A 20275-nucleotide genomic window follows, 5' to 3' on the forward strand; every position below is an offset into this window, starting at 1 on the left:
GTTGTCAAATTGATCAGGACAGGTCGATCAGGATTTTCAGTTGGGTCCCGGCTGGATCGAGCAGAGCTTCGAAACCGTCGGACACCGCCTCCGCAAGACGTATGCGCCTGGTGACCACCTTGGAGGCAGGCAACTGTCCCGAACTGATGAGGCGGATGACACGCGGCCATAGATGCGTTGGATAGGCCCAGGAGCCGCGGATATCGACGTCCTTGAATGTGACCTGGAACCAGTCGAGCGGGTTCTCGTGCGGATGCAGGCCGGTTTGCACCACGACACCTTGCTTGCGCACAGCCGCGAGGCAGGCCTTCAGCGCATGCTCGTTGCCGACGCATTCGATGGCGATATCGCAACCGACGCCGCCTTCGCTCGCGGCGCGCACCGCCTCATCCACTTTGTCCCGCTTCGGATTGAGCGTCACCACGCCAGGCAGGATCGAACGCGCCATCTCCAGCCTGGTGTCGTTCAGGTCCGAGATGAACAGTTGCGTCGCGCCCGCGGCGCGCGCGGCCAGCATCGTCAGAATGCCGATCGGTCCGGCGCCGGTGATCAGCACCGAGCTCCCGGCGCTTACCCCACCACGGTCGCAGGCATAGACTGCGACCGCGGTCGGCTCGACCAATGCAGCTTCCTCATCGGACATTTCGTCTGGAATGCGCTCGACATTGTAGTCGTTGAGCAAGGCGGCTTCCGCCATGCCGCCGCCGATCCAGCTCAAACCCGCCAGGGCAAGCTTGTCGGACAGGTGGTACAGGCCGCGCGCGGCATAATAGTCTCCCGAGCGCGGCATGATCAGCGGCTGCACGGCCACGCGGTCGCCGACCGAGATCGACGTCACGCCATCGCCGACGGCCTCGATCACGCCGCCGAATTCATGTCCAAGCACCTGCACACCGCTGGCGCCGGTGAACGGATGCGGCTGCGTCGGTATGAAGATCGGCCCGTAACTGTATTCATGGAGGTCAGTGCCGCAGATTCCGACAAACCTGTTGCGGAGAACAACCTGTCCCGGCCCCGGCTTTGCCGGCCTGGGAATGTCCTCGATGCGCAAATCCCTGGCTGCATGAAAGCGCAGGGCCTGCATGCTCCTCGCCGTGGCCGCGAGATTGACCGCGTTCTGTGTCATGGCTTCTCCTCCAAGTTCCATGTGGGTACCTGGAACAGGGAGCAAGCAGCATGCCAACCATGCTGCTGAGTCGGAAATCGTAATAAAATCAGCATCATCTAGCGGTTTCTGCTGTCACAGGCTGTTGCGGCGGTGTTGCGCGCGCCATGGCGCGCCACAGCCGACGCAACACTAATTGGGCGCGTCCAGCCGAAGCCGTTTCATGCGGCGATGCACCGTCGTGCGGTCGACACCCAGACGCCGCGCGGCTTCGGAGATGTTCCAGCCCGCGGCCACGAGAGCGTCCAGCAGTGCCGCACGCTCGTCCTCGGGCGACGGAGCACGCAGGGCGACCAGCCTGGCGGGCGAAGCAAGCGGCGTCAGGTATGGCAATGCGAAGTCGGGCAGGTCGGTGGGCTCGATCATCCCGCCCTCGCAAAGCGTCACCGCCAGATCGATGGCGTTTGCGAGTTCGCGGATGTTGCCGGGCCAGCGGTGACGGATCAGTGCCAGACGCGCCGCGGGCGAGAGCCTCGCCGTCCGGCCGGCGAGGTGGGCGCGCTGATCCACCAGCCGGTCCAGCAACCATTCGAAATCGGTGCGTTCGCGCAGCGCCGGCAAGGTCAGCGAGGCCGCGTTCAGCCGGTATAACAGATCCTCGCGGAAACGTCCCTCTTCGACCAGCTTGCGCAGGTCATGGTGCGAGGCCGAAATGATCTTGATGTCGACCTGTCGCGGCTCAATGGCGCCGACGGGGACCAGTTCGCGTTCGGCGATCACGCGCAGCAGCCGCGATTGCAAGGAGTAGGGCATGTCGCCGATCTCGTCGAGGAACAGCGTGCCGCCGTTCGCCCCCTCGATCAGTCCCTTGCGCCCCCTGGCGGCGGCTCCGGTAAAAGCACCGGCGACATGGCCAAAGAGCTCGCTCTCGATCAGATGCTCGGGAATCGCCGCGCAGTTGATGGCGACAAACGGGCCGGACCGCTGCGCACAATCGTGGATCGCGCGGGCGAGATACTCCTTGCCGGAGCCGGTCTCGCCATGGATCAGGATGGGAATGGTCGTGCGCGCCAGCTTGGCGGCACGCAGTTGCGTGGCGGCCATCGCCGTATCGCCGCCGGAAAGGTCGCCGATCGGCTTCGGCACCGCCTCGGCCGGCGCGCGACGTCCGGTCGTCGGCTGCGGTTCGATGGCGTGCGCGAACAGCGCGCTGCCGCTGCGGCCGAACACCAGCCGCTCCTCGGTCGGGCGGCCGCGTGTCAGGCTCGGCAGATCGTCGACGCTGACATCGAGATAGCGCGAGATAGACTGGCCAATGGGGGAGGGCGAGTGCCGCCAGTCGACGCCTCCGGCCTGCGCCAGAAGCAGCGCTCCGCCACGCGTCGTGCCAAGGATGCGGCCCGAGGCATCGAGGGCGATGGCTGCCTCGGGGTCGACGTCCAGGAATTCCGGCGAACGGGAAAACCGCAGCACCCATTCGGAGTGCATCTGTGCCATCAGATTGGCGAGCTCGATGCGCCGCGCGGAAGCCGTCACCAGATGCAACGCCAGATTCTGGCTGATTTTCGGTTGCGGGGAGCGCAGCAGGGAAATGTCGAGCACGGCGGCGAGCTCGCCATTGGTGTCGAAGATCGGCGCGGCGGTGCAGGAGAGCGGCGTGTGGGTCGTGTCGAAATGGTCGGTCTGGTGGATCGTCATCGCCTCGCCGGTGACGATGCAGGAGCCGACACCGCAGGTTCCGGTGCGGCTTTCCGACCATTCGGAGCCGAGATAAAGCCCTGCCGTGCGCAACTGGTCCATGAACAGGGGATCGCCGAGGAAGTCGACGGTAACGCCCTTGGCATTTGCCAGCAGCAGCACATAGTTCTGGCCCGCCACCTGCTTGAAGAGCGTTTCCAGGCCGCTGCGGGCGATCGCGATCAGCCGCTCGGACTGTTCGCGATGTTCGCGCAACTGGGTATCGGGGACGATATAGGCTTCCGTCGGCCGGGCGGGGTCGAGCCGGTGGGTGTCGACACAGCGCAGCCAGGACTTGACCACGACATCGTCGCGCGCCGATGTCCTGCCGGACAGGACCTGCTCTATCTCCCGGATATGCTCCCGTTCACCAGCCACGCGTCCTCCTCCCAAGGCAACGTCCTAGCCTGGCATAGTGGTGCGCCGGCCGCATGGGCTCAACTGTACTATGGTAGCGCGTGGCTTTACCGCGTTATCGCGTGGCGGAGCCGATCTCACGGCTGAGTGAATTCGTGCCGTACCCCATTGACGACCCCGCGAGTTCGCCTTTATGGTCCGCCACCATGAAAACGGCACTCATTCTCGTAGGAAGGCGCGTGGGCAAGGCGGTGTAACCGCCGGGCGAAAACCTCCCATGCGCACCACACAGGCTCCCTCGGGGGCCTTTTTTATTGCCTGAAACACGACTAAACGACCAGCAAACGCCCAAATGGCGACAGTACGGGACCAGACCGATGAGCAACGGACAGAGTGAGCGGCGCGAAATGCCAAGCAGCAGGGAAATGACTGGCGCCGAAATGGTGGTGCAGGCGCTGAAGGACAATGGCGTCAAGCATGTCTTCGGCTATCCGGGCGGCGCGGTTCTCCCGATCTATGACGAGATATTCCAGCAGGACGAGGTCGAGCACATTCTCGTGCGCCACGAGCAGGGCGCCGGCCACGCCGCCGAGGGCTATGCGCGATCGACCGGCAAGGCCGGCGTCATGCTGGTGACATCAGGCCCCGGCGCCACCAATGCGGTGACGCCGCTGCAGGACGCGCTGATGGACTCGATCCCGCTGGTCTGTCTGACGGGGCAGGTGCCGACCTCGCTGATCGGTTCAGACGCGTTCCAGGAATGCGATACCGTCGGCATCACGCGGCCCTGCACCAAGCACAACTGGCTTGTGAAGGACGTCAACGAGCTCGCCGCGACCATCCACGAGGCCTTCCATGTCGCCACGACCGGCCGTCCCGGTCCGGTCGTGGTCGACATCCCGAAGGACGTGCAGTTCGCCAAGGGCTTTTATGTCCCGCCTCAGATCGCACCGCGCACCAGCTACCAGCCGAAGGTCCAGGGCGACCTGGAGAAGGTCAAGGCCGCGGTCGAATTGATGGCGAGCGCCAAGAAGCCGATCATCTATTCGGGCGGCGGGGTCATCAATTCCGGTCCGGAGGCGAGCCACCTGCTGCGCGAACTGGTCGATCTCACCGGCTTCCCGATCACCTCGACGCTGATGGGGCTCGGCGCCTATCCGGCCTCGGGCAAGAACTGGATGGGCATGTTGGGCATGCACGGCACCTATGAAGCCAACATGGCGATGCATGATTGCGACGTGATGATCTGCATCGGCGCGCGCTTCGACGACCGCATCACCGGCCGGCTGACCGCGTTTTCGCCGAATTCGAAGAAGATCCACATCGACATCGATCCGTCCTCGATCAACAAGAACGTCCACACCGACGTGCCGATCATTGGCGATGTCGGCCGTGTGTTGGAGGATCTGGTGCGGCTGTGGCGGGCGAGCGCCAAGGCCGACAAGAAGGCGCTCTATCCCTGGTGGGAGCAGATCGCCAAGTGGCGCGCGCGCGATTCACTCGCCTACAAGATGAACAACGACGTGATCATGCCGCAATACGCCATCCAGCGGCTTTACGCGCTGACCAAGGACATGGACACCTACATCACCACCGAGGTCGGCCAGCACCAGATGTGGGCGGCGCAGCACTATCATTTCGACAAGCCGAACCGCTGGATGACATCGGGTGGTCTCGGCACGATGGGCTACGGCCTGCCGGCCGCGCTCGGCGTGCAGATCGCGCATCCGAACGCGCTGGTGGTCGATATCGCCGGCGACGCCTCGGTGCAGATGACGATGCAGGAGATGAGTGCGGCGGTGCAGTATGACGCGCCGATCAAGATCTTCATCCTCAACAACCAGTATATGGGCATGGTGCGGCAGTGGCAGCAGCTGCTGCACGGCAACCGGCTGTCGCATTCCTACACCGAGGCGATGCCGGACTTCGTCAAGCTGGCCGAGGCCTATGGCGGCCACGGCATTCGCTGCGACAAGCCGGACGAGCTGGACGACGCCATCAAGGAGATGATCTCGGTCAGGAAGCCGGTGCTGTTCGACTGCCGCGTGGCGACACTCGCCAACTGCTTCCCGATGATCCCTTCGGGCAAGGCGCATAACGAGATGCTGTTGCCCGACGAGGCGACGGATGAAGCGGTGGCCAACGCCATCGACGCCAAGGGCAGGGAACTGGTTTAACCGCAGGCGGAAGCCGTGTGAAAACAGAGAATTAGCTCAAAAGTTTGAAATCGAGATTCACGTCATGAACGCACAGCTTCAGCCCACCGGCTCCGCCTACTTCATCGCCAAGGAAACCGAGAAGCCGGAAACGCACACGCTTTCCGTGCTGGTCGACAACGAGCCGGGCGTGCTCGCCCGGGTCATCGGCCTGTTTTCGGGGCGCGGCTACAACATCGAAAGCCTGACCGTCTCCGAGACCGAGCATGAAAAACATCTCTCGCGCATCACCATCGTGACGCGCGGCACGCCGCATGTGATGGAGCAGATCAAGCATCAGCTCGAGCGCATCGTGCCGGTGCACCGCGTGGTCGATCTGACCGTGCGCTCGCACGAGCTCGGCCAGGAGCGGCCGCTGGAGCGGGAACTCGCGCTGGTCAAGGTTGCCGGCACCGGGGAGGCGCGGGTCGAGGCGCTGAGACTCGCCGACGCTTTCCGCGCCAGCGTCATCGACGCTAACACCGAGCATTTCATCTTCGAGATCACCGGCAAGGGCTCCAAGCTCGACCAGTTCATCGCCATCATGAAGCCGCTCGGCCTGGTCGAGATCTGCCGCACCGGCGTGGCGGCGATGAACCGCGGCCCGCAAGGGATGTAGACCGACTTAACCCAGCCGATTTTCCACGAATGTAGGACTGGCGTGACCAACGGCCGGCACTGGCCTTTGTGCAGCCGTCGGAAAGAGACAAGAGTACTGACGTATCTGGGAGGATATCATGTCCCTCGACGCATTCCTCGCCCTGCTTGTCTACGCCTTGGTGACCTCGATCACGCCAGGGCCGAACAACCTCATGCTGCTGGCCTCCGGCGTCAATTTCGGCATCGCCAGGACAGTGCCGCACATGCTGGGCATCAGCATCGGCTTTCTCGTCCTGTTGCTCGCCGTCGGCTTCGGCCTGGGCGCGGTGCTGACCGCGTTTCCGGCATTGCACGCCGGGCTGAAGATCGCCGGTGCCGTCTATCTGCTCTACTTGGCCTGGAAGATCGCCATGTCGCGCTCGCTCAGCGGCAAGGGTGAGACGAATGCGCGGCCGATGCGCTTCGTCGATGCAGCGGCTTTCCAATGGGTCAACCCCAAGGCCTGGGTGATGGCCATCACCGCGATGGCCGTCTACACCAATCCGGAACGGCCGTTCCTGTCGGTCATTCTGATTGGCGTGGCTTTCACCGTGGTCAATCTTCCCAGCGTCTCGGTGTGGGCGGGGTTCGGCACGGCACTGCGCGGTTTCCTGTCCGACCCGATGCGGCTGAAATGGTTCAACATCGCCATGGGCGTGCTGCTGGCGGCGACGCTTTGGCCGATGCTGCGGTAAGTCAAAGCCCTTCAAAGCGCGGCACGCGCAAAGCCGAGGCATTCTGTAAATTCCAGTTCACATCTGTTTTGACTATTTGTGAACTATGGATTACAAACGATCCATGATCGAAGTCCGGAAAACAGCTGAATTCGTCGGCTGGTTCAAGTCCCTCAAGGATCTCCGCGCAAAGGCCCGCATTCAGATTCGGATCGATCGTGTCGAGCTTGGCAACCTTGGCGATGCCAAGTTTTTCGATGGCATCGGCGAATTACGGGTCGACTATGGTCCGGGCTATCGCATCTATTTCGTCAAGTCGAGCAACACGATCATCATCCTGCTCTGCGGCGGCGACAAGTCATCACAAAAGGCCGACATCAAGAAAGCCATCGGCATGGCGAAGGAGGTCAAATGACCATCGAAACCACCAAATGGGATGCTTCGGAATTCCTCGACAGCGAGGAGGCAATCTTCGCCTATATCGAAGCGGCCTTCGAAGACGGCGATCCCGCCGTTATCGCCCATGCGCTCGGCAACGTGGCCAGGGCCCGAGGCATGACTTCCATTGCCAAAGACGCTGGCGTGACGCGCGAGGCGCTGTACAAGGCTCTAAGCGACAAGGGCGATCCCAAGCTTTCAACCCTGCTCGGCGTCATGAAGGCGCTCGGGCTCAGATTGACGGCCGAGCCCGTACCGAGGAGCAATCATACCGAGGCACCCCTCGCAAGCTAACTCGCCACAAAAGCGATGCAGCCAACGTGTCGTCTGCTGGCTTCGACGAGATGGGTTGGCCCCGTACCTCACGGCCGCGAAAGCTCACAAAGCCGGCCTGGTTGAGACCGGACGATAGTGCGTGATCTCGCTGAACGTGTCCTTTGGACCCGGCTGCACAGCTATTGTGCAGTGCACATTAAATCTTCGTAATGCCGTGTTTTGGCCCTTTTCCGACAAAGGCCCGTCCTATCTATTCGGCGAAATCGCGGCAGTGAGCCGTGAATTGCGCTAGAATACGACCACCTGACTATGGCGTGTCGGACGGAGAGGTCTTTTGTCGATGCGTGGAAAAGTCGCTCTTTCATTGCTGGCGGTGGCCTGTGCGGGTGCGGCCTGGCTCTATTTGTCGCCGGACGCGCTGAACAAGGCTCAGCAGCTCATCGGCACAAAGCAGGTCGCCGCGACAGACAAGCCAGCGGCCGACAAGCCGGCAGGCGGCAAACAGGCCAGCGGCGGCAATGGCGGCGCCCGTTCGGCCTCTATCGTTTCGGCGACTGCAACGACAGCTGACTTTCCGATCCGCCGCTATGCCATCGGCTTCGTTTCCTCTCCGGCCGTGGTCAACATCAACGCCCGCGTCTCCAGCCAGATCGTGTCGATCGACGTCAAGGACGGACAGATGGTGAAGACCGGTGACGTGCTGTTTTCACTGGATGACCGCGCCCTGAAAGCGCAGCTCGCCAAGGACCAGGCCACGCTTGCCAAGGACCAGGCGCTGCTTGCCAGTTCGAATTCCGATCTTCAGCGCGCCAAGGATCTTGTCGCCAAGCAGGCCGGGACGCAGCAGACCTACGATCAGGCCGTTGCCGCGCAGAAGGCGGCGGCGGCGACCGTCGATGCCGACAAGGCGACGATCGACGCCGACAATGTCCAGCTTGGCTTTGCCACCATTGCCGCGCCAATCTCGGGCAGGTTGGGCGCGGTCAACGTCGCCGTCGGCGATCTCGTCACGGTCAGCAATGGCAACAGCAGCACGGCGACGCCGCTGGTGACCATCACCCAGATGGATCCGCTGCAGGTCAACTTCAATCTGCCGGAACGCGACCTCGCGCTGCTGCACAAGGCGCTTGCCAATCCGCAGCAGAATGCGGTGACGCTGACCCAAAACGGCGACCCGAGGCCGATCGGCAAGGGTACGCTCGATTTCGTCGATTCCAGCGTCGACACCGCGTCGGGCACGATCGCCACGCGGGCCAGCATTCCCAATGCGGATCTTTCCTTGTGGCCGGGCCAATATGTGAACGTCGTGCTTGACGCCGGCATCATGCCGCAGATGACCTCGGTTCCCACCGTCGCGGTCCAGCCCAGCCAGAAGGGACCGTTCGTCTATGTGGTCAAGCCGGACAACACCGTCCAGATGCGGCCAGTGCAGGTGGCGCTGACCGAGGGCGAAAACAGCGCCATCAGCCAAGGGCTGAAAAGCGGGGAGAAGGTTGTCACCGAAGGCCAGACACGGCTGAAGGACGGCGCCGCGGTGCATGAAGGCAAGGAGGCCGCGCCCAAGGTGGCCCAGGCGACCAATGCCGGCGGGGAAGCCCAATGATTTCCGAATTCTGCATTCGCAGGCCGGTCGCCACGCTCCTGATGTCGTTCGCCCTCGTGCTGGGCGGGCTGTTCGCCTACAAATTCCTGCCGGTCGCGGCACTGCCGAGCGCTGAATTCCCTGTCGTCAACGTCTCGGCCTCGCTGCCCGGCGCCTCGCCGGAGACCATGGCGACATCGGTGGCGACGCCGCTGATCAAGCAGTTCGCGACCATCGCCGGTATCGATTCCATTTCGACCACCAACTCCCTCGGCCAGACCTCGATCGCCATCCAGTTCGTGCTCAACCGCGACATCGACGCGGCCGCCGCCGACGTGCAGGCCGCGATCGCGCGTACGCAGAAATCGCTGCCGCCGCAGATGACTTCGCCGCCGAGCTATCGCAAGGTCAATCCGGCCGACGCGCCGATCCTGCTCATGTCGCTGGTCAGCGATACGGTTCCGCTGACCGACCTCGACGCCTTCGCCGAAAACGTCATCTCGCCATCGCTGTCGACCATCGACGGCGTGGCCCAGGTCTCGATCTTCGGCCAGCAGAAATACGCCGTGCGCATCCAGATCGATCCGACCGCGCTTGCCGCGCGGGGCATCTCGATCGATCAGCTGCAGGCGGCTGTGGCTTCGGCCAACAGCAACACGCCGCTCGGCGTGCTGCAGAACAACAAGCAGCAGCTGACCATTACCGCCAACACGCAGCTTACCAACGCGGCCGGCTTCTCCAACCTCATCATCGCCACCAAGAACGGTCATCCGGTGCGACTGGGCGAGGTGACCCGCGTCGTCGATTCGGTGCAGACGACCACGACCGCAAGCTGGTACGACGGCACCCGCGCCATCATCATGGCGGTGCAGCGCCAACCCGACGCGAACACGGTCGACGTCGTCGACAGGGTCAAGGCGATGCTGCCGTCCTTCCAGGACCAGATGCCGGCCGCCGCCCAGATCAAGCTGCTCAACGACCGCTCGACCTCGATCCGTCAGGCCGTCGACGACGTGCAGTTCACGCTGCTGTTGACCATCGCGCTGGTGGTCATGGTGATCTTCGTGTTCCTGCGCCGCGTCACGGCCACCATCATCCCGGCTGTGGCAGTGCCGATCTCGCTGATCGCCACGCTCGGAGCGATGTTCCTGTTCGGCTTTTCCATCGACAACATCTCGCTGATGGGCCTGACGCTCGCCGTCGGCCTCGTCGTCGACGATGCCATTGTGATGCTGGAAAACATCTTCCGCCACATGGAGGAGGACGGGCTGTCGGCCTTCGACGCGTCGCTGAAGGGCGCGCGCGAGATCGGCTTCACCATCATTTCGATCTCGATCTCGCTGGTGGCGGTGTTCATCCCGGTGCTCCTGATGGGCGGCGTGATCGGGCGAATCTTCAACGAATTCGCCGTCGTGGTGACCGTCGCCATCCTGGCCTCCATGTTCGTGTCGCTGACATTGACGCCGATGCTGTGCTCGCGGCTGCTGTCCGTGACCAAGGCCGACCGCGAGGCGCATGGCGCCGGCCACAAGCGCGATCTCATCACGCGCGGTTATGACCGGATCCTGAGCTTCTGCCTGCGGCACACCTTCCTTGTGTTCCTCGTCTTCGTCGGCACCGCGGCAGCCTCGGTGTGGCTGATCGAGGTCTCGCCGAAGGGCTTCTTTCCGCAGGAGGATATCGGCCAGATATCGGTGACCACCATCGCGCGCCAGGACATTTCGTTCGACGCCATGGCCAAGCTGCAAGGGCAGGTGGCCAGCGTGTTCTCGAAATCACCCTATGTCGACCATGTCGCGTGGTCGGCGGGCAGCGGCAACAATGCGCTCAACCAGGGACAGCTCTTCGTCCAGCTCAAGGGCAAGGACCAGCGTCCCGATATCGAGAAGGTGCTTGCGGATTTGCGCAAGCAACTGGCCGGCGTTGCGGGCATCGAAACCTACATGCAGCCGGTGCAGAATCTGAGACTGGGTTCGCGGTCGTCGGCCAGTGCCTACCAGCTGGTGGTTCAGGGCCTCGATACCGGCCTGACCGATATCTGGGCTCAGAAGATGAATGACGCTATGGCGGCCGACCACGCTAACTTCGCCGATGTCACCAGCGACCTGCAGAACAACGCTCTGCAGGCGGCGCTGGTGGTGGACCGCGACAAGGCCGCCCAACTCGGCATCGACACCGACACGCTGCGCTCAGCGCTTTATGGCGGGTTCGGCACCGACCAGGTTTCGACGATCTTCGGCTCGGCCGACAGCTACGAAGTCATCACCGAACTCGATCCCAAGATCGAATGGTCGCCCGAGCGGATGCTCGCCATCCAGATGCGGACGGCGAGCGGAAGCCTGGTCCCGCTCGGCGCTTTCGCCCGCGTCGACCGCACGGCTGGTGCCCTGACGGTCAACCAGCTCGGCCAGCTTCCGGCCGTCACCGTCTCCTACAATTTGCCGCAGGGCGTCTCGCTCGGCGACAGCGTGAAACGCATCGACCAGCTCAAGGCGCAGATCGGCATGCCGGCGGCGATCTCGACCACCTTCGCCGGCACGGCCAAGACCTTCCAGGATTCGCTCGCCAACCAGGGCCTGCTGGTCGGTGGTGCCATCCTGACCATCTATATCGTGCTCGGCATTCTGTACGAGAGCTTCATCCACCCGCTCACCATCTTGACCGGCCTGCCGTCGGCTGTGCTCGGGGCGGTCGTTGCCTTGCGCTTCGCCGGCATGGATCTGTCCGTCATCGCGGTGATCGGCATCCTGATGCTGATCGGCATCGTCAAGAAGAACGGCATCATGATGGTCGACGTCGCGCTCGAACTGCGACGCGAGGGCATGTCGGCCACGGACTCCATCCACAAGGCCTGCCTGATGCGGTTCAGGCCGATCATGATGACGACGCTGGCAGCACTCATGGGCACGTTCCCGATCGCGCTCGGCACCGGCGCCAGCGCGGAACTGCGCCAGCCGCTGGGCGTCGCCGTCGTCGGCGGCTTGCTCGCATCGCAGGCGCTGACCTTGTTCGTGACGCCGGTCATCTACGTCTACATGGAGAATTTCTCGGGCTGGCTGGCCGGGCTCATGCCGAAGCGCAAAGCCGAGCTGCATGTGGTCGAAGATGGCGATCAGCCCTCGCTGTTCGGCACCAATGACGACATCCCGGGCGAGCCGCAGAAGACGGCCGCCGAGTAGCAGACGGACAAAGCTCCGGTCCGGTTGGCCCAAGCCATGGAGCTTGCGGCGGGCAGGTCGGAACCGTAATTTGCCGTCATGTCCCACGATCATGATCACGACAACGAACTCGATCCGTTTGCCGCGCGGGTTCGGGCGCTCGAAACTATCCTGACCCGCAAGGGGCTGATCGATCCAGCCGCGATCGACGTCATCGTCGACACCTACGAGACCAAGATCGGTCCACGCAACGGCGCCAGGGTGGTGGCGAAGGCCTGGAACGATCCCGCTTTTGCCGAGTGGCTGAAGCGCGATGCGACGGCGGCGATCGAGTCGCTGAGCTATACCGGCCGGCAGGGCGAACACATGCAGGCGGTGTTCAACACCGGGGACACCCACAACCTCGTCGTCTGCACGCTGTGCTCCTGTTACCCGTGGTCGGTGCTTGGCTTGCCGCCGGTTTGGTACAAGGCGCCGCCCTATCGGTCGCGCGCGGTGATCGATCCGCGCGGCGTGCTCGAGGAATTCGGGCTCTCCCTGCCCGCCGAGACGAAGATACGCGTCTGGGATTCGACGGCGGAACTGCGCTATCTCGTCGTGCCGACGCGGCCGGAAGGCACCGAGGGCTGGAGCGAAGAGCGGCTGGCCGAGCTGGTAAGCCGCGATGCGATGATCGGCACCGCGCTGGCCCACGGGCCGGATAAGGGGGTGCCCGCATGAACGGCCCCCAGGATCTTGGAGGACAGATGGGGTTCGGCCCGGTCGCCCCGGAGAAGAACGAGCCTTATTTCCATGCCAACTGGGAGCGACGCGCGCTTGGCGTGACGCTGTGCGCCGGCGCCATGGGCGCCTGGAACATCGACGAGAGCCGGCATGCGCGGGAATCGCTGCATCCGGCCGACTACTACGGCTCCAGCTACTACCAGATCTGGATCAAGGCGCTGGAGACCTTGCTCAAGCGGCACGGCTTCGTCAGCGAGCGCGACCTCAGGGCAGCCGACGCGGTCGATCCGGCGGCGACGCCCAAAAGAGTGCTGAAGGCGGAAAATGTCCCGGCCGTGCTGGCCAAGGGCGGCCCGTGCGACCGGCCGGTCGAGACCGCGCCGCGCTTCAAGGCTGGTGATCCGGTGCGGACCAGAAACTTCAACCCGACCGGCCATACCAGACTGCCGCGCTATGCACGCGACAAGCAGGGCACGATCGAGGCGGTGCGCGACGGCTTCGTCTTTCCCGACAGCAATGCTCACGGGCAAGGCGAGAACCCGCAGTGGGTCTACACCGTGGTCTTCGACGGGAGCGAGATCTGGGGCGAGGGCGCCGACCCGACATTGACCGTCTCGATCGACGCTTGGGAGAGCTATCTTGAGCCGGCCTGAAGCGAAGGGGTCCGCCGCCGGTTTGCCCGCTGGCCTCGACGCACAGGTGTTTGCCGAACCCTGGCAGGCCGAAGCCTTCGCCATGACGGTGGCGCTGCACGACAAGGGCCTGTTTTCGTGGGGCGAATGGGCGGATGCCCTATCGGCCGAGGTGAAGAAGCCAGGTGCCGCGGCGGACGGCCATGATTATTACGAGCATTGGCTGGCGGCGCTGGAAAACCTGCTGGCGTCGAAGGGGCTGGCCGCCAAGCCTGATGTCGATGCAATGGCGCTGGCCTGGGAGCGCGCCGCGCATGCCACGCCGCATGGCAAGCCGATCCTGCTGGAGAACGATCCGAGCGCTGCCAACTGAAGTTGCACGGTTGCCTTTTTCGTTCCCTTTACGTTCTTGGTTGCGGCTGATAGCCTGAATCGCAGGGAGTTCGCCATCAGCTGTGTCGTTGATGATGGCGGCTGTCTTGTGTTTGCCTCGCGAATCCGGTCACACGATCAGATGGAATTTTCACCCCAACAAGACGAGGCGCTACAGGCGGTCGCCCGCTGGCTGCAGGCGGGCCAGCCGCAATTGTTCCGGCTGTTCGGCTATGCCGGCACCGGCAAGACGACGCTGGCGCGCTATTTCGCCGAACATGTCGACGGGCAGGTGCAGTTCGCCGCCTTCACCGGCAAGGCAGCGCAAGTGCTGCGCTCCAAGGGCGCGGTCAACGCCCGCACCATCCATTCGCTGATCTACCGGCCCAAGGGCGAGGAATCGGTGGCCGACGAGGTGACCGGCAAGACCTCGATGTCGCCGACCTTTTCGCTCAACCGGCAAAGCCCGATCTCGCGCGCCAAACTGGTCGTCATCGACGAGTGCTCGATGGTCGACGAGCAGCTTGGCCGCGACCTGATGAGTTTCGGCACGCCGATCCTGGTGCTGGGCGATCCCGGCCAGTTGCCGCCGATCTCGGGCGGCGGCTTCTTCACCGACCATGAGCCGGACTTTTTGCTGACCGAAATCCACCGGCAGGCGCGCGACAATCCGATCCTGCGGCTGGCGCTCGACGTGCGCGAGGGGCGCGAATTCATGCGCGGCGACTATGGCACTGCGCAGGTGATCGGCAAGGAAGACGTCAACCAGGAACTGGTGCTGAAAGCGGACCAGGTGCTGGTCGGCACCAACCGCACGCGGCGGCGCTACAACCAGCGCCTGCGCGAACTGAAGGGCTTCAATGCCGATTACCCACAAGCGGGCGACAAGCTGGTCTGCCTGCGCAACGATCCCGCCAAGGGCCTGCTCAACGGTTCGCTCTGGAAGGTGATGACCTCGTCGCGCGAGACGGTGAAGCCCGGCATCAACCTTCTGGTGTCGCCCGAAGAGGACGATCCGGATCGCGGCGTCGCCAAGATCAAGCTGCTCAAGGCGGCGTTCGAGGATCCGGACGCCGATATCCCCTGGCAGCAGAAGAAGCGCTTCGACGATTTCGACTACGGCTATGCGCTGACGGTGCACAAGGCGCAAGGTTCGCAGTGGAACGAGATCGTGCTGTTCGACGAGAGCTGGGCCTTCAAGGAAACGCGCCAGCGCTGGCTTTATACAGCCATCACCCGGGCCGCCGAACGGCTGACCATCGTCAGATAGAAGGGGTCGGCGACAGCCGGGAGAATCGTTTCATTTTCTTTCTGGAGCGGCGGTCGCCTCTTCGCCCGTCGGCCGCGCCGCGAGCCACTCCCAGGCAGCAGCTTCCTCCTCGATCTTGAAATGCCTGAATTCGACAGGCGACGAAGCGGGCAAGGCGTGCCGTGCGTTCGGCGTCCAGTCAGGCGCGCCGATCGCCGCGCAACGGCCAATATGCTCCAATGCGTGGACGGCACCCTTCTTGATGGTCTCATCGGAGATGTCGGCCCAGTCGACGCCCTCGTGATCGACTATGCGCACGGCGACGTCGATTCTCGGATGGAGCGCATAGGCCGCCTCCAGCAGGCCGAACAGGTTCTCGGCATCGGCGGCCGAGACATGGCCGACCACATCGAAGGCAAGGAGGTCGTCGCGGCTGGTGTCGATGCGGCGGATCGCCGGCACGGATTGGAGGAAATTCAAGGTGGTGCCTCCCTTCACGGAATATGTTGGTCTTCTGGAACACCGGAAAGGCCCTATCTGTTCCCGCCAAAGACGCTATAGATGCGCTGTTTCAAATGCGCCGTGCCGGAACGAATGAGCGTGGCGCGCCTCGATCGACTGTTTCACGGACGCCAAGCCCATGCCCGCCAAGCTTTCCGTCAACCTCAACGCCATCGCCATGCTGCGCAACCGGCGCGACCTGCCATGGCCCGATGTGATCGGCGTCGGCCGCCTTGCCCTTGCCGCAGGCGCGCATGGGCTGACGGTGCATCCGCGCCCCGACGAACGTCACACAAGGCATTCCGACCTGCCCCTGATCAGGGCGCTGATCGACGATGAGTTCCCGCAGGCGGAATTCAATATCGAGGGCTACCCAAGTGAGGATTTCCTGGCGCTTGTGGAGAAGAATCAGCCCGAACAGGTGACGCTGGTTCCCGACGATCCGGCACAGGCAACCTCCGATCACGGCTGGAACTTCATCGCCGATGCGGCGTTCCTGACGCCTGTTGTCAAGCGTCTGAAGAAGGGCGGTTTCAGGGTCTCGCTGTTTTCCGACGCGGATTCCGCCGGCATAGGGGCCGCGCGCGATACGGGCGCCGATCGTATTGAACTCTATACCGGCCCTTATGGCAGCTACTATTCCGATTCCGGTAAGGCGGCCAAAGAATTGGAAAGATTGGGGAAAACCGCTGACGCGGCATTCGCCGCCGGCCTTCAGGTCAACGCCGGACACGATCTGACGGTGGCCAATCTGCCCGCGCTGGCAAGGCGTGTTCCGGCATTGGCCGAAGTGTCGATCGGACATGGGTTGACAGCCGACGCGTTGGAGTATGGCATGGCCGGCACGGTGGGTCGGTTTCTCAGAGCCTGCGGCTGGTAGGGTTAGGGCTTCGCTTTGCAGGTATGGCAGCCATAGCGTGCAATTGACACCGCATCGCAGCATGCGTGAGTCACTGCGCGCTTGTCGGGGAGTGGTCCATGGACCTTGCCAGTCGCGTTAGCGAGGCTGAAACCGTCGAGCAATCGAGCCGTTCCGAGGTTGAGCAGCACAGCACCAAGGTTCTGATGCTGGGCGCGCTCGGCGTCGTCTATGGCGATATAGGCACAAGTCCGATCTACGCCTTTCGCGAGGCGCTTCACGCTTCGCCCGGCATCGATACGCGCGTTCACGTGCTTGGCGTTTTGTCGCTGATTGTCTGGGCGCTGACGATCATCGTCACCATCAAATATGTCGCCTTCGTGCTTCGTGCCGACAACAAGGGCGAAGGCGGCACGCTGTCGCTGATGTCGCTGGCACGCAGCGCCTATCCCAAAGGCGCCCGACTGATCCTCGTGATCGGACTTTGTGGCGCGGCGCTGTTTTTCGGCGATTCGATCATAACGCCGGCCATCTCGGTGCTGTCGGCGGTCGAAGGCCTGACGGTGGTGACCCCGACGCTGGACGCCTATGTCGTGCCGATCACGCTGCTTATCCTTGCCATCCTGTTCTCCGTGCAGCGCTTCGGCACGGGAAAGGTGGCGGCGGTGTTCGGGCCGGTGACGGCGCTGTGGTTCCTGGCGATCGGCGTTGCTGGCATCTATCACTTGATGGATGATCTATCGATCCTGCTGGCCATCAATCCCTATTACGCGGTCGCCTATCTGGCCAGCACCCCCACCGCCGCCTTCGTCACTGTCGGCGCGGTGTTCCTGGCCGTGACCGGGGCCGAGGCGCTTTATGTCGATCTCGGCCATTTCGGACGCAAGCCGATCGTGCTGGCATGGTTTTCCGTGGTGTTTCCCTGCCTGCTGCTCAACTATTTCGGGCAGGGCGCCTTTGTGCTCGCCAATGATGGAAAACCGACCAATCCGTTCTTCCAGATGCTGCCTGACTGGGCGCTGATGCCGATGGTGGGACTGGCAACGGCGGCGACCGTCATTGCCAGTCAGGCGGTCATTTCAGGGGCTTTTTCACTGACCCGCCAGGCGGTGCAGCTCAACCTTCTGCCACGCATCGAGGTGCAACATACCTCGGAAATGCAGTCCGGGCAGATCTACATGCCGCGCGTCAACCTGCTCATCGCGATGGGCGTGATGCTGCTGGTGGTCGGTTTCGGCAGTTCGAGTTCGCTGGCTTCCGCCTACGGCATCTCGGTGACCGGCGAAATGCTGATGACGACGATCCTGCTGTTCGTGGTGATGCGCAAGATGTGGAAATGGAAGCTGGCGCTCGCCCTGGCGCTGACCTTACTGTTCGGCATCATCGACAGCGGCTTCTTCCTGGCCAATGTCGTGAAGATCGTTGAAGGCGGCTGGGTCTCGATCACCGTTGCGAGCCTGATGGGGCTGATCATGTGGACGTGGATACGCGGCAGCCGCTATCTCTTCGACAAGACCCGCCGCAACGAGATCCCGCTCGATTTCCTCGCCGGCAACCTGTTGAAGAAGAAGCCGCAGCTGGTCTCGGGCACCGCCGTGTTCCTAACCAGCGATCCCTTGAGCGCACCGACCGCGCTGATGCACAGCCTGAAGCATTACAAGGTCCTGCACGAGCAGAACGTCATCCTCTCGGTGGTCACCGCACCGCAGCCGGTGGTGCCCGACAGCGACCGGGTCAAGATGGAGACGGTCAACGAGCTGTTCATGCGGGTGACGCTGACCTTCGGCTACATGGAGCAGCCCAACATCCCGCGCGCGCTGGCGATATGCCGCAAGCAAGGCTGGAAGTTCGACATCATGACGACGTCCTTCTTCCTGTCGCGGCGCTCGCTCAAGGCCTCGCCCAATTCCGGCATGCCGGTGTGGCAGGACCGGCTGTTCATCGGGCTGGCGCGCACGGCGGCCGATGCGACGGAGTATTTCCAGATCCCGACCGGACGCGTCGTTGAAATCGGCACGCAGGTCGCCATTTAATAGGTACGAGTTCGCCGGGCCTGGTTGTTTTGCGATGGTTCGGGATATGAGCATGCGAAACGTCGCATGGATCGACATCGCAAGACGTCGCCCACCGGGAGCCGCGCGCTGCTAACATGAGTGCCATAACGTTACGGCACTTGATATTGCATTGCAGCAAGCGTAGAGCACCGCGCGTTTATCGGAGTGTCGTACATGGCCCTTGCCAATGCTGGTAGTGAGGCAGAACCCGTCGACCAATCGAGCCATCCGGAAATCGAACAGCATAGCACCAAGGTGCTGATGCTGGGCGCGCTCGGTGTGGTCTATGGGGATATCGGCACCAGCCCTATCTATGCCTTTCGAGAAGCGCTGGTCGCGTCGTCACACGGCACCGTTGCTGATCGCGGCGATATTCTCGGTGTGCTGTCGCTGATCATCTGGTCGCTGACGATTACGGTTACGATAAAATACATCATGTTCGTGCTGCGCGCCGACAACCGCGGCGAAGGCGGCGTGCTGTCGCTGATGGCGCTGGCACGCGGCAGTTTCCCGAAGCGCTCGGCGGTGATTCTGGGCATTGGCATCGTCGGCGCCTCGCTGTTTTTTGGCGATGCGGTCATCACGCCGGCGATTTCGGTGCTTTCGGCGGTCGAGGGCATGAACGTCGTCACGCCTGCTTTCCAGCCTTATGTGGTGCCGCTGACCCTGGTCATCCTCGCCATGGTGTTCGCGGTGCAGCGCTTTGGCACGGGCGGGGTGGGATTGGTGTTCGGGCCGGTGACCGCGGTCTGGTTCCTGGCGATCGGCCTTTCCGGCCTGAAACACATCATCAACGATCCAGAAATCCTGCTGGCAATCAGCCCGCACTACATCGTCGCCTTCCTGATTCATTCGCCGGACGTGGCCTTCGTCACGGTCGGCGCCGTCTTCCTCGCCGTGACCGGTGCAGAAGCGCTCTATGCCGATCTCGGTCATTTCGGCCGCAAGCCGATCGTACTTGCCTGGCTGGCGATCGTGTTTCCCTGTCTGCTGCTCAATTATGCCGGACAGGGCGCCTTCGTGCTGGCCAAGAATGGCATCGTCGGCCATCCGTTCTTCGAGATGAACGAGGGTTGGGCTCTGATTCCCATGGTCGTGCTGGCGACCGCCGCGACGGTTATCGCCAGCCAGGCGGTGATTTCGGGTGCCTTCTCGCTGACCAGGCAGGCGGTGCAGCTCAACATGCTGCCGCGGCTGGAAATCCTGCACACGTCGGAAAAGCAGTCCGGCCAGATCTACATGCCGCGCGTCAACCTGCTGCTGGCCCTGGTGGTCATGATGCTGGTGGTCGGCTTCGGCGAATCCAGCAAGCTGGCTTCCGCCTACGGCATCTCGGTGACCGGCAACATGCTGGTGACGACGGTGCTGCTCTATGTCGTCATGACCCGGATCTGGAAGTGGAAGCTCTCGGTGGCGATCCCGCTGACCGTGCTGTTTGCCTTCATCGACATCGGTTTCTTCGCCTCCAACATCGTCAAGGTGTTCGAAGGCGGCTGGGCGTCGCTGGTCGTGGCCTTCACCATCGTGCTGGGCATGTGGACCTGGGTGCGCGGCAGCCGCTATCTCTTCGACAAGACCCGCCGCAACGAGATCCCGCTCGATTTCCTCGCCGGCAACCTGTTGAAGAAGAAGCCGCAGCTGGTCTCGGGCACCGCCGTGTTCCTAACCAGCGATCCCTTGAGCGCACCGACCGCGCTGATGCACAGCCTGAAGCATTACAAGGT

17 protein-coding genes are annotated in these 20275 nt (G+C 63.1%); 14 read left to right on the plus strand and 3 right to left on the minus strand.

Annotated elements, in window-relative coordinates:
• Positions 1 to 13: 13 nt before the first annotated feature.
• Positions 14 to 1084 (minus strand): 2,3-butanediol dehydrogenase, encoded by a 1071-nt coding sequence (locus EN845_RS15465; protein ID WP_127871740.1) that lies wholly within the window; start codon positions 1082 to 1084, stop codon positions 14 to 16.
• Between the two features lie 213 nt (positions 1085 to 1297).
• Positions 1298 to 3220, minus strand: a complete 1923-nt coding sequence (locus EN845_RS15470; protein ID WP_127871626.1) for a sigma-54-dependent Fis family transcriptional regulator — start codon at positions 3218 to 3220, stop codon at positions 1298 to 1300.
• 356 nt (positions 3221 to 3576) lie between these two features.
• Between EN845_RS15470 and EN845_RS15475 the strand changes: the two genes are divergently transcribed.
• The 11 genes from EN845_RS15475 to EN845_RS15525 all read left to right on the plus strand — a co-directional run bounded on the left by EN845_RS15475 (position 3577) and on the right by EN845_RS15525 (position 15158).
• Entirely contained in the window at positions 3577 to 5376 is a 1800-nt protein-coding gene (locus EN845_RS15475; RefSeq protein ID WP_127278511.1) for an acetolactate synthase 3 large subunit, read from the plus strand.
• 64 nt (positions 5377 to 5440) lie between these two features.
• Positions 5441 to 6013, plus strand: a complete 573-nt coding sequence (gene ilvN / locus EN845_RS15480) for an acetolactate synthase small subunit (protein ID WP_027051201.1) — start codon at positions 5441 to 5443, stop codon at positions 6011 to 6013.
• A gap of 118 nt (positions 6014 to 6131) precedes the next feature.
• A complete protein-coding gene (locus EN845_RS15485; protein WP_127871625.1) occupies positions 6132 to 6728 on the plus strand; it encodes a LysE family translocator in 597 nt (198 codons plus the stop codon).
• Between the two features lie 103 nt (positions 6729 to 6831).
• Complete coding sequence (locus tag EN845_RS15490) at positions 6832 to 7122, plus strand: type II toxin-antitoxin system RelE/ParE family toxin (RefSeq protein ID WP_127871624.1); 291 nt, start codon at positions 6832 to 6834, stop codon at positions 7120 to 7122.
• A complete protein-coding gene (locus EN845_RS15495; protein ID WP_127871623.1) occupies positions 7119 to 7439 on the plus strand; it encodes an addiction module antidote protein in 321 nt (106 codons plus the stop codon). The genes EN845_RS15490 and EN845_RS15495 overlap by 4 nt, the downstream gene beginning before the upstream one ends.
• Positions 7440 to 7761: 322 nt before the next feature.
• Positions 7762 to 9024: an efflux RND transporter periplasmic adaptor subunit gene (locus EN845_RS15500; RefSeq protein WP_127871622.1), complete on the plus strand. Its 1263-nt coding sequence runs from the start codon at positions 7762 to 7764 to the stop codon at positions 9022 to 9024.
• Complete coding sequence (locus EN845_RS15505; RefSeq protein WP_127871621.1) at positions 9021 to 12182, plus strand: efflux RND transporter permease subunit; 3162 nt, start codon at positions 9021 to 9023, stop codon at positions 12180 to 12182. The genes EN845_RS15500 and EN845_RS15505 overlap by 4 nt, the downstream gene beginning before the upstream one ends.
• A 78-nt stretch (positions 12183 to 12260) precedes the next feature.
• Positions 12261 to 12881, plus strand: coding sequence for a nitrile hydratase subunit alpha (gene nthA / locus EN845_RS15510; protein ID WP_127871620.1), 621 nt, complete (start codon positions 12261 to 12263; stop codon positions 12879 to 12881).
• Positions 12878 to 13537: a nitrile hydratase subunit beta gene (gene nthB, locus EN845_RS15515; RefSeq protein WP_127871619.1), complete on the plus strand. Its 660-nt coding sequence runs from the start codon at positions 12878 to 12880 to the stop codon at positions 13535 to 13537. Before nthA ends, nthB begins: the two co-directional genes overlap by 4 nt.
• Positions 13524 to 13889, plus strand: coding sequence for a nitrile hydratase accessory protein (locus tag EN845_RS15520; protein WP_167531381.1), 366 nt, complete (start codon positions 13524 to 13526; stop codon positions 13887 to 13889). The genes nthB and EN845_RS15520 overlap by 14 nt, the downstream gene beginning before the upstream one ends.
• A 141-nt stretch (positions 13890 to 14030) precedes the next feature.
• Complete coding sequence (locus tag EN845_RS15525) at positions 14031 to 15158, plus strand: ATP-dependent RecD-like DNA helicase (protein WP_127871618.1); 1128 nt, start codon at positions 14031 to 14033, stop codon at positions 15156 to 15158.
• Between the two features lie 30 nt (positions 15159 to 15188).
• Here the strand turns inward: EN845_RS15525 and EN845_RS15530 are convergent, their stop codons facing one another.
• Positions 15189 to 15617: an STAS/SEC14 domain-containing protein gene (locus EN845_RS15530; protein ID WP_127280159.1), complete on the minus strand. Its 429-nt coding sequence runs from the start codon at positions 15615 to 15617 to the stop codon at positions 15189 to 15191.
• A gap of 160 nt (positions 15618 to 15777) precedes the next feature.
• Between EN845_RS15530 and EN845_RS15535 the strand changes: the two genes are divergently transcribed.
• The 3 genes from EN845_RS15535 to EN845_RS15545 form a co-directional block, all read left to right on the plus strand.
• A complete protein-coding gene (locus EN845_RS15535; RefSeq protein ID WP_127871617.1) occupies positions 15778 to 16518 on the plus strand; it encodes a pyridoxine 5'-phosphate synthase in 741 nt (246 codons plus the stop codon).
• Positions 16519 to 16616: 98 nt separating this feature from the next.
• Entirely contained in the window at positions 16617 to 18530 is a 1914-nt protein-coding gene (locus tag EN845_RS15540; RefSeq protein WP_127871616.1) for a potassium transporter Kup, read from the plus strand.
• A 195-nt stretch (positions 18531 to 18725) separates the two neighbouring features.
• The coding region (locus EN845_RS15545) for a potassium transporter Kup (protein ID WP_135897772.1) at positions 18726 to 20275 on the plus strand (1550 nt) is incomplete at its 3' end.

Origin of the sequence: Mesorhizobium sp. M8A.F.Ca.ET.202.01.1.1 (assembly GCF_004791595.1) — a bacterium.
In the GTDB taxonomy this organism is placed as follows: Bacteria; Pseudomonadota; Alphaproteobacteria; order Rhizobiales; family Rhizobiaceae; genus Mesorhizobium.

What these genes read in the sequence shown, in the direction of transcription:
- EN845_RS15490 (WP_127871624.1), top strand. Translation starts at nt 6,832, where the DNA reads ATGATCGAAGTCCGGAAAACAGCTGAATTCGTCGGCTGGTTCAAGTCC.
- EN845_RS15535 (WP_127871617.1), top strand. Translation starts at nt 15,778, where the DNA reads ATGCCCGCCAAGCTTTCCGTCAACCTCAACGCCATCGCCATGCTGCGC.
- EN845_RS15495 (WP_127871623.1), top strand. Translation starts at nt 7,119, where the DNA reads ATGACCATCGAAACCACCAAATGGGATGCTTCGGAATTCCTCGACAGC.
- EN845_RS15540 (WP_127871616.1), top strand. Translation starts at nt 16,617, where the DNA reads ATGGACCTTGCCAGTCGCGTTAGCGAGGCTGAAACCGTCGAGCAATCG.
- EN845_RS15505 (WP_127871621.1), top strand. Translation starts at nt 9,021, where the DNA reads ATGATTTCCGAATTCTGCATTCGCAGGCCGGTCGCCACGCTCCTGATG.
- ilvN (WP_027051201.1), top strand. Translation starts at nt 5,441, where the DNA reads ATGAACGCACAGCTTCAGCCCACCGGCTCCGCCTACTTCATCGCCAAG.
- EN845_RS15465 (WP_127871740.1), bottom strand. Translation starts at nt 1,084, where the DNA reads ATGCAGGCCCTGCGCTTTCATGCAGCCAGGGATTTGCGCATCGAGGAC.
- EN845_RS15525 (WP_127871618.1), top strand. Translation starts at nt 14,031, where the DNA reads ATGGAATTTTCACCCCAACAAGACGAGGCGCTACAGGCGGTCGCCCGC.
- nthA (WP_127871620.1), top strand. Translation starts at nt 12,261, where the DNA reads ATGTCCCACGATCATGATCACGACAACGAACTCGATCCGTTTGCCGCG.
- EN845_RS15500 (WP_127871622.1), top strand. Translation starts at nt 7,762, where the DNA reads ATGCGTGGAAAAGTCGCTCTTTCATTGCTGGCGGTGGCCTGTGCGGGT.
- nthB (WP_127871619.1), top strand. Translation starts at nt 12,878, where the DNA reads ATGAACGGCCCCCAGGATCTTGGAGGACAGATGGGGTTCGGCCCGGTC.
- EN845_RS15475 (WP_127278511.1), top strand. Translation starts at nt 3,577, where the DNA reads ATGAGCAACGGACAGAGTGAGCGGCGCGAAATGCCAAGCAGCAGGGAA.
- EN845_RS15485 (WP_127871625.1), top strand. Translation starts at nt 6,132, where the DNA reads ATGTCCCTCGACGCATTCCTCGCCCTGCTTGTCTACGCCTTGGTGACC.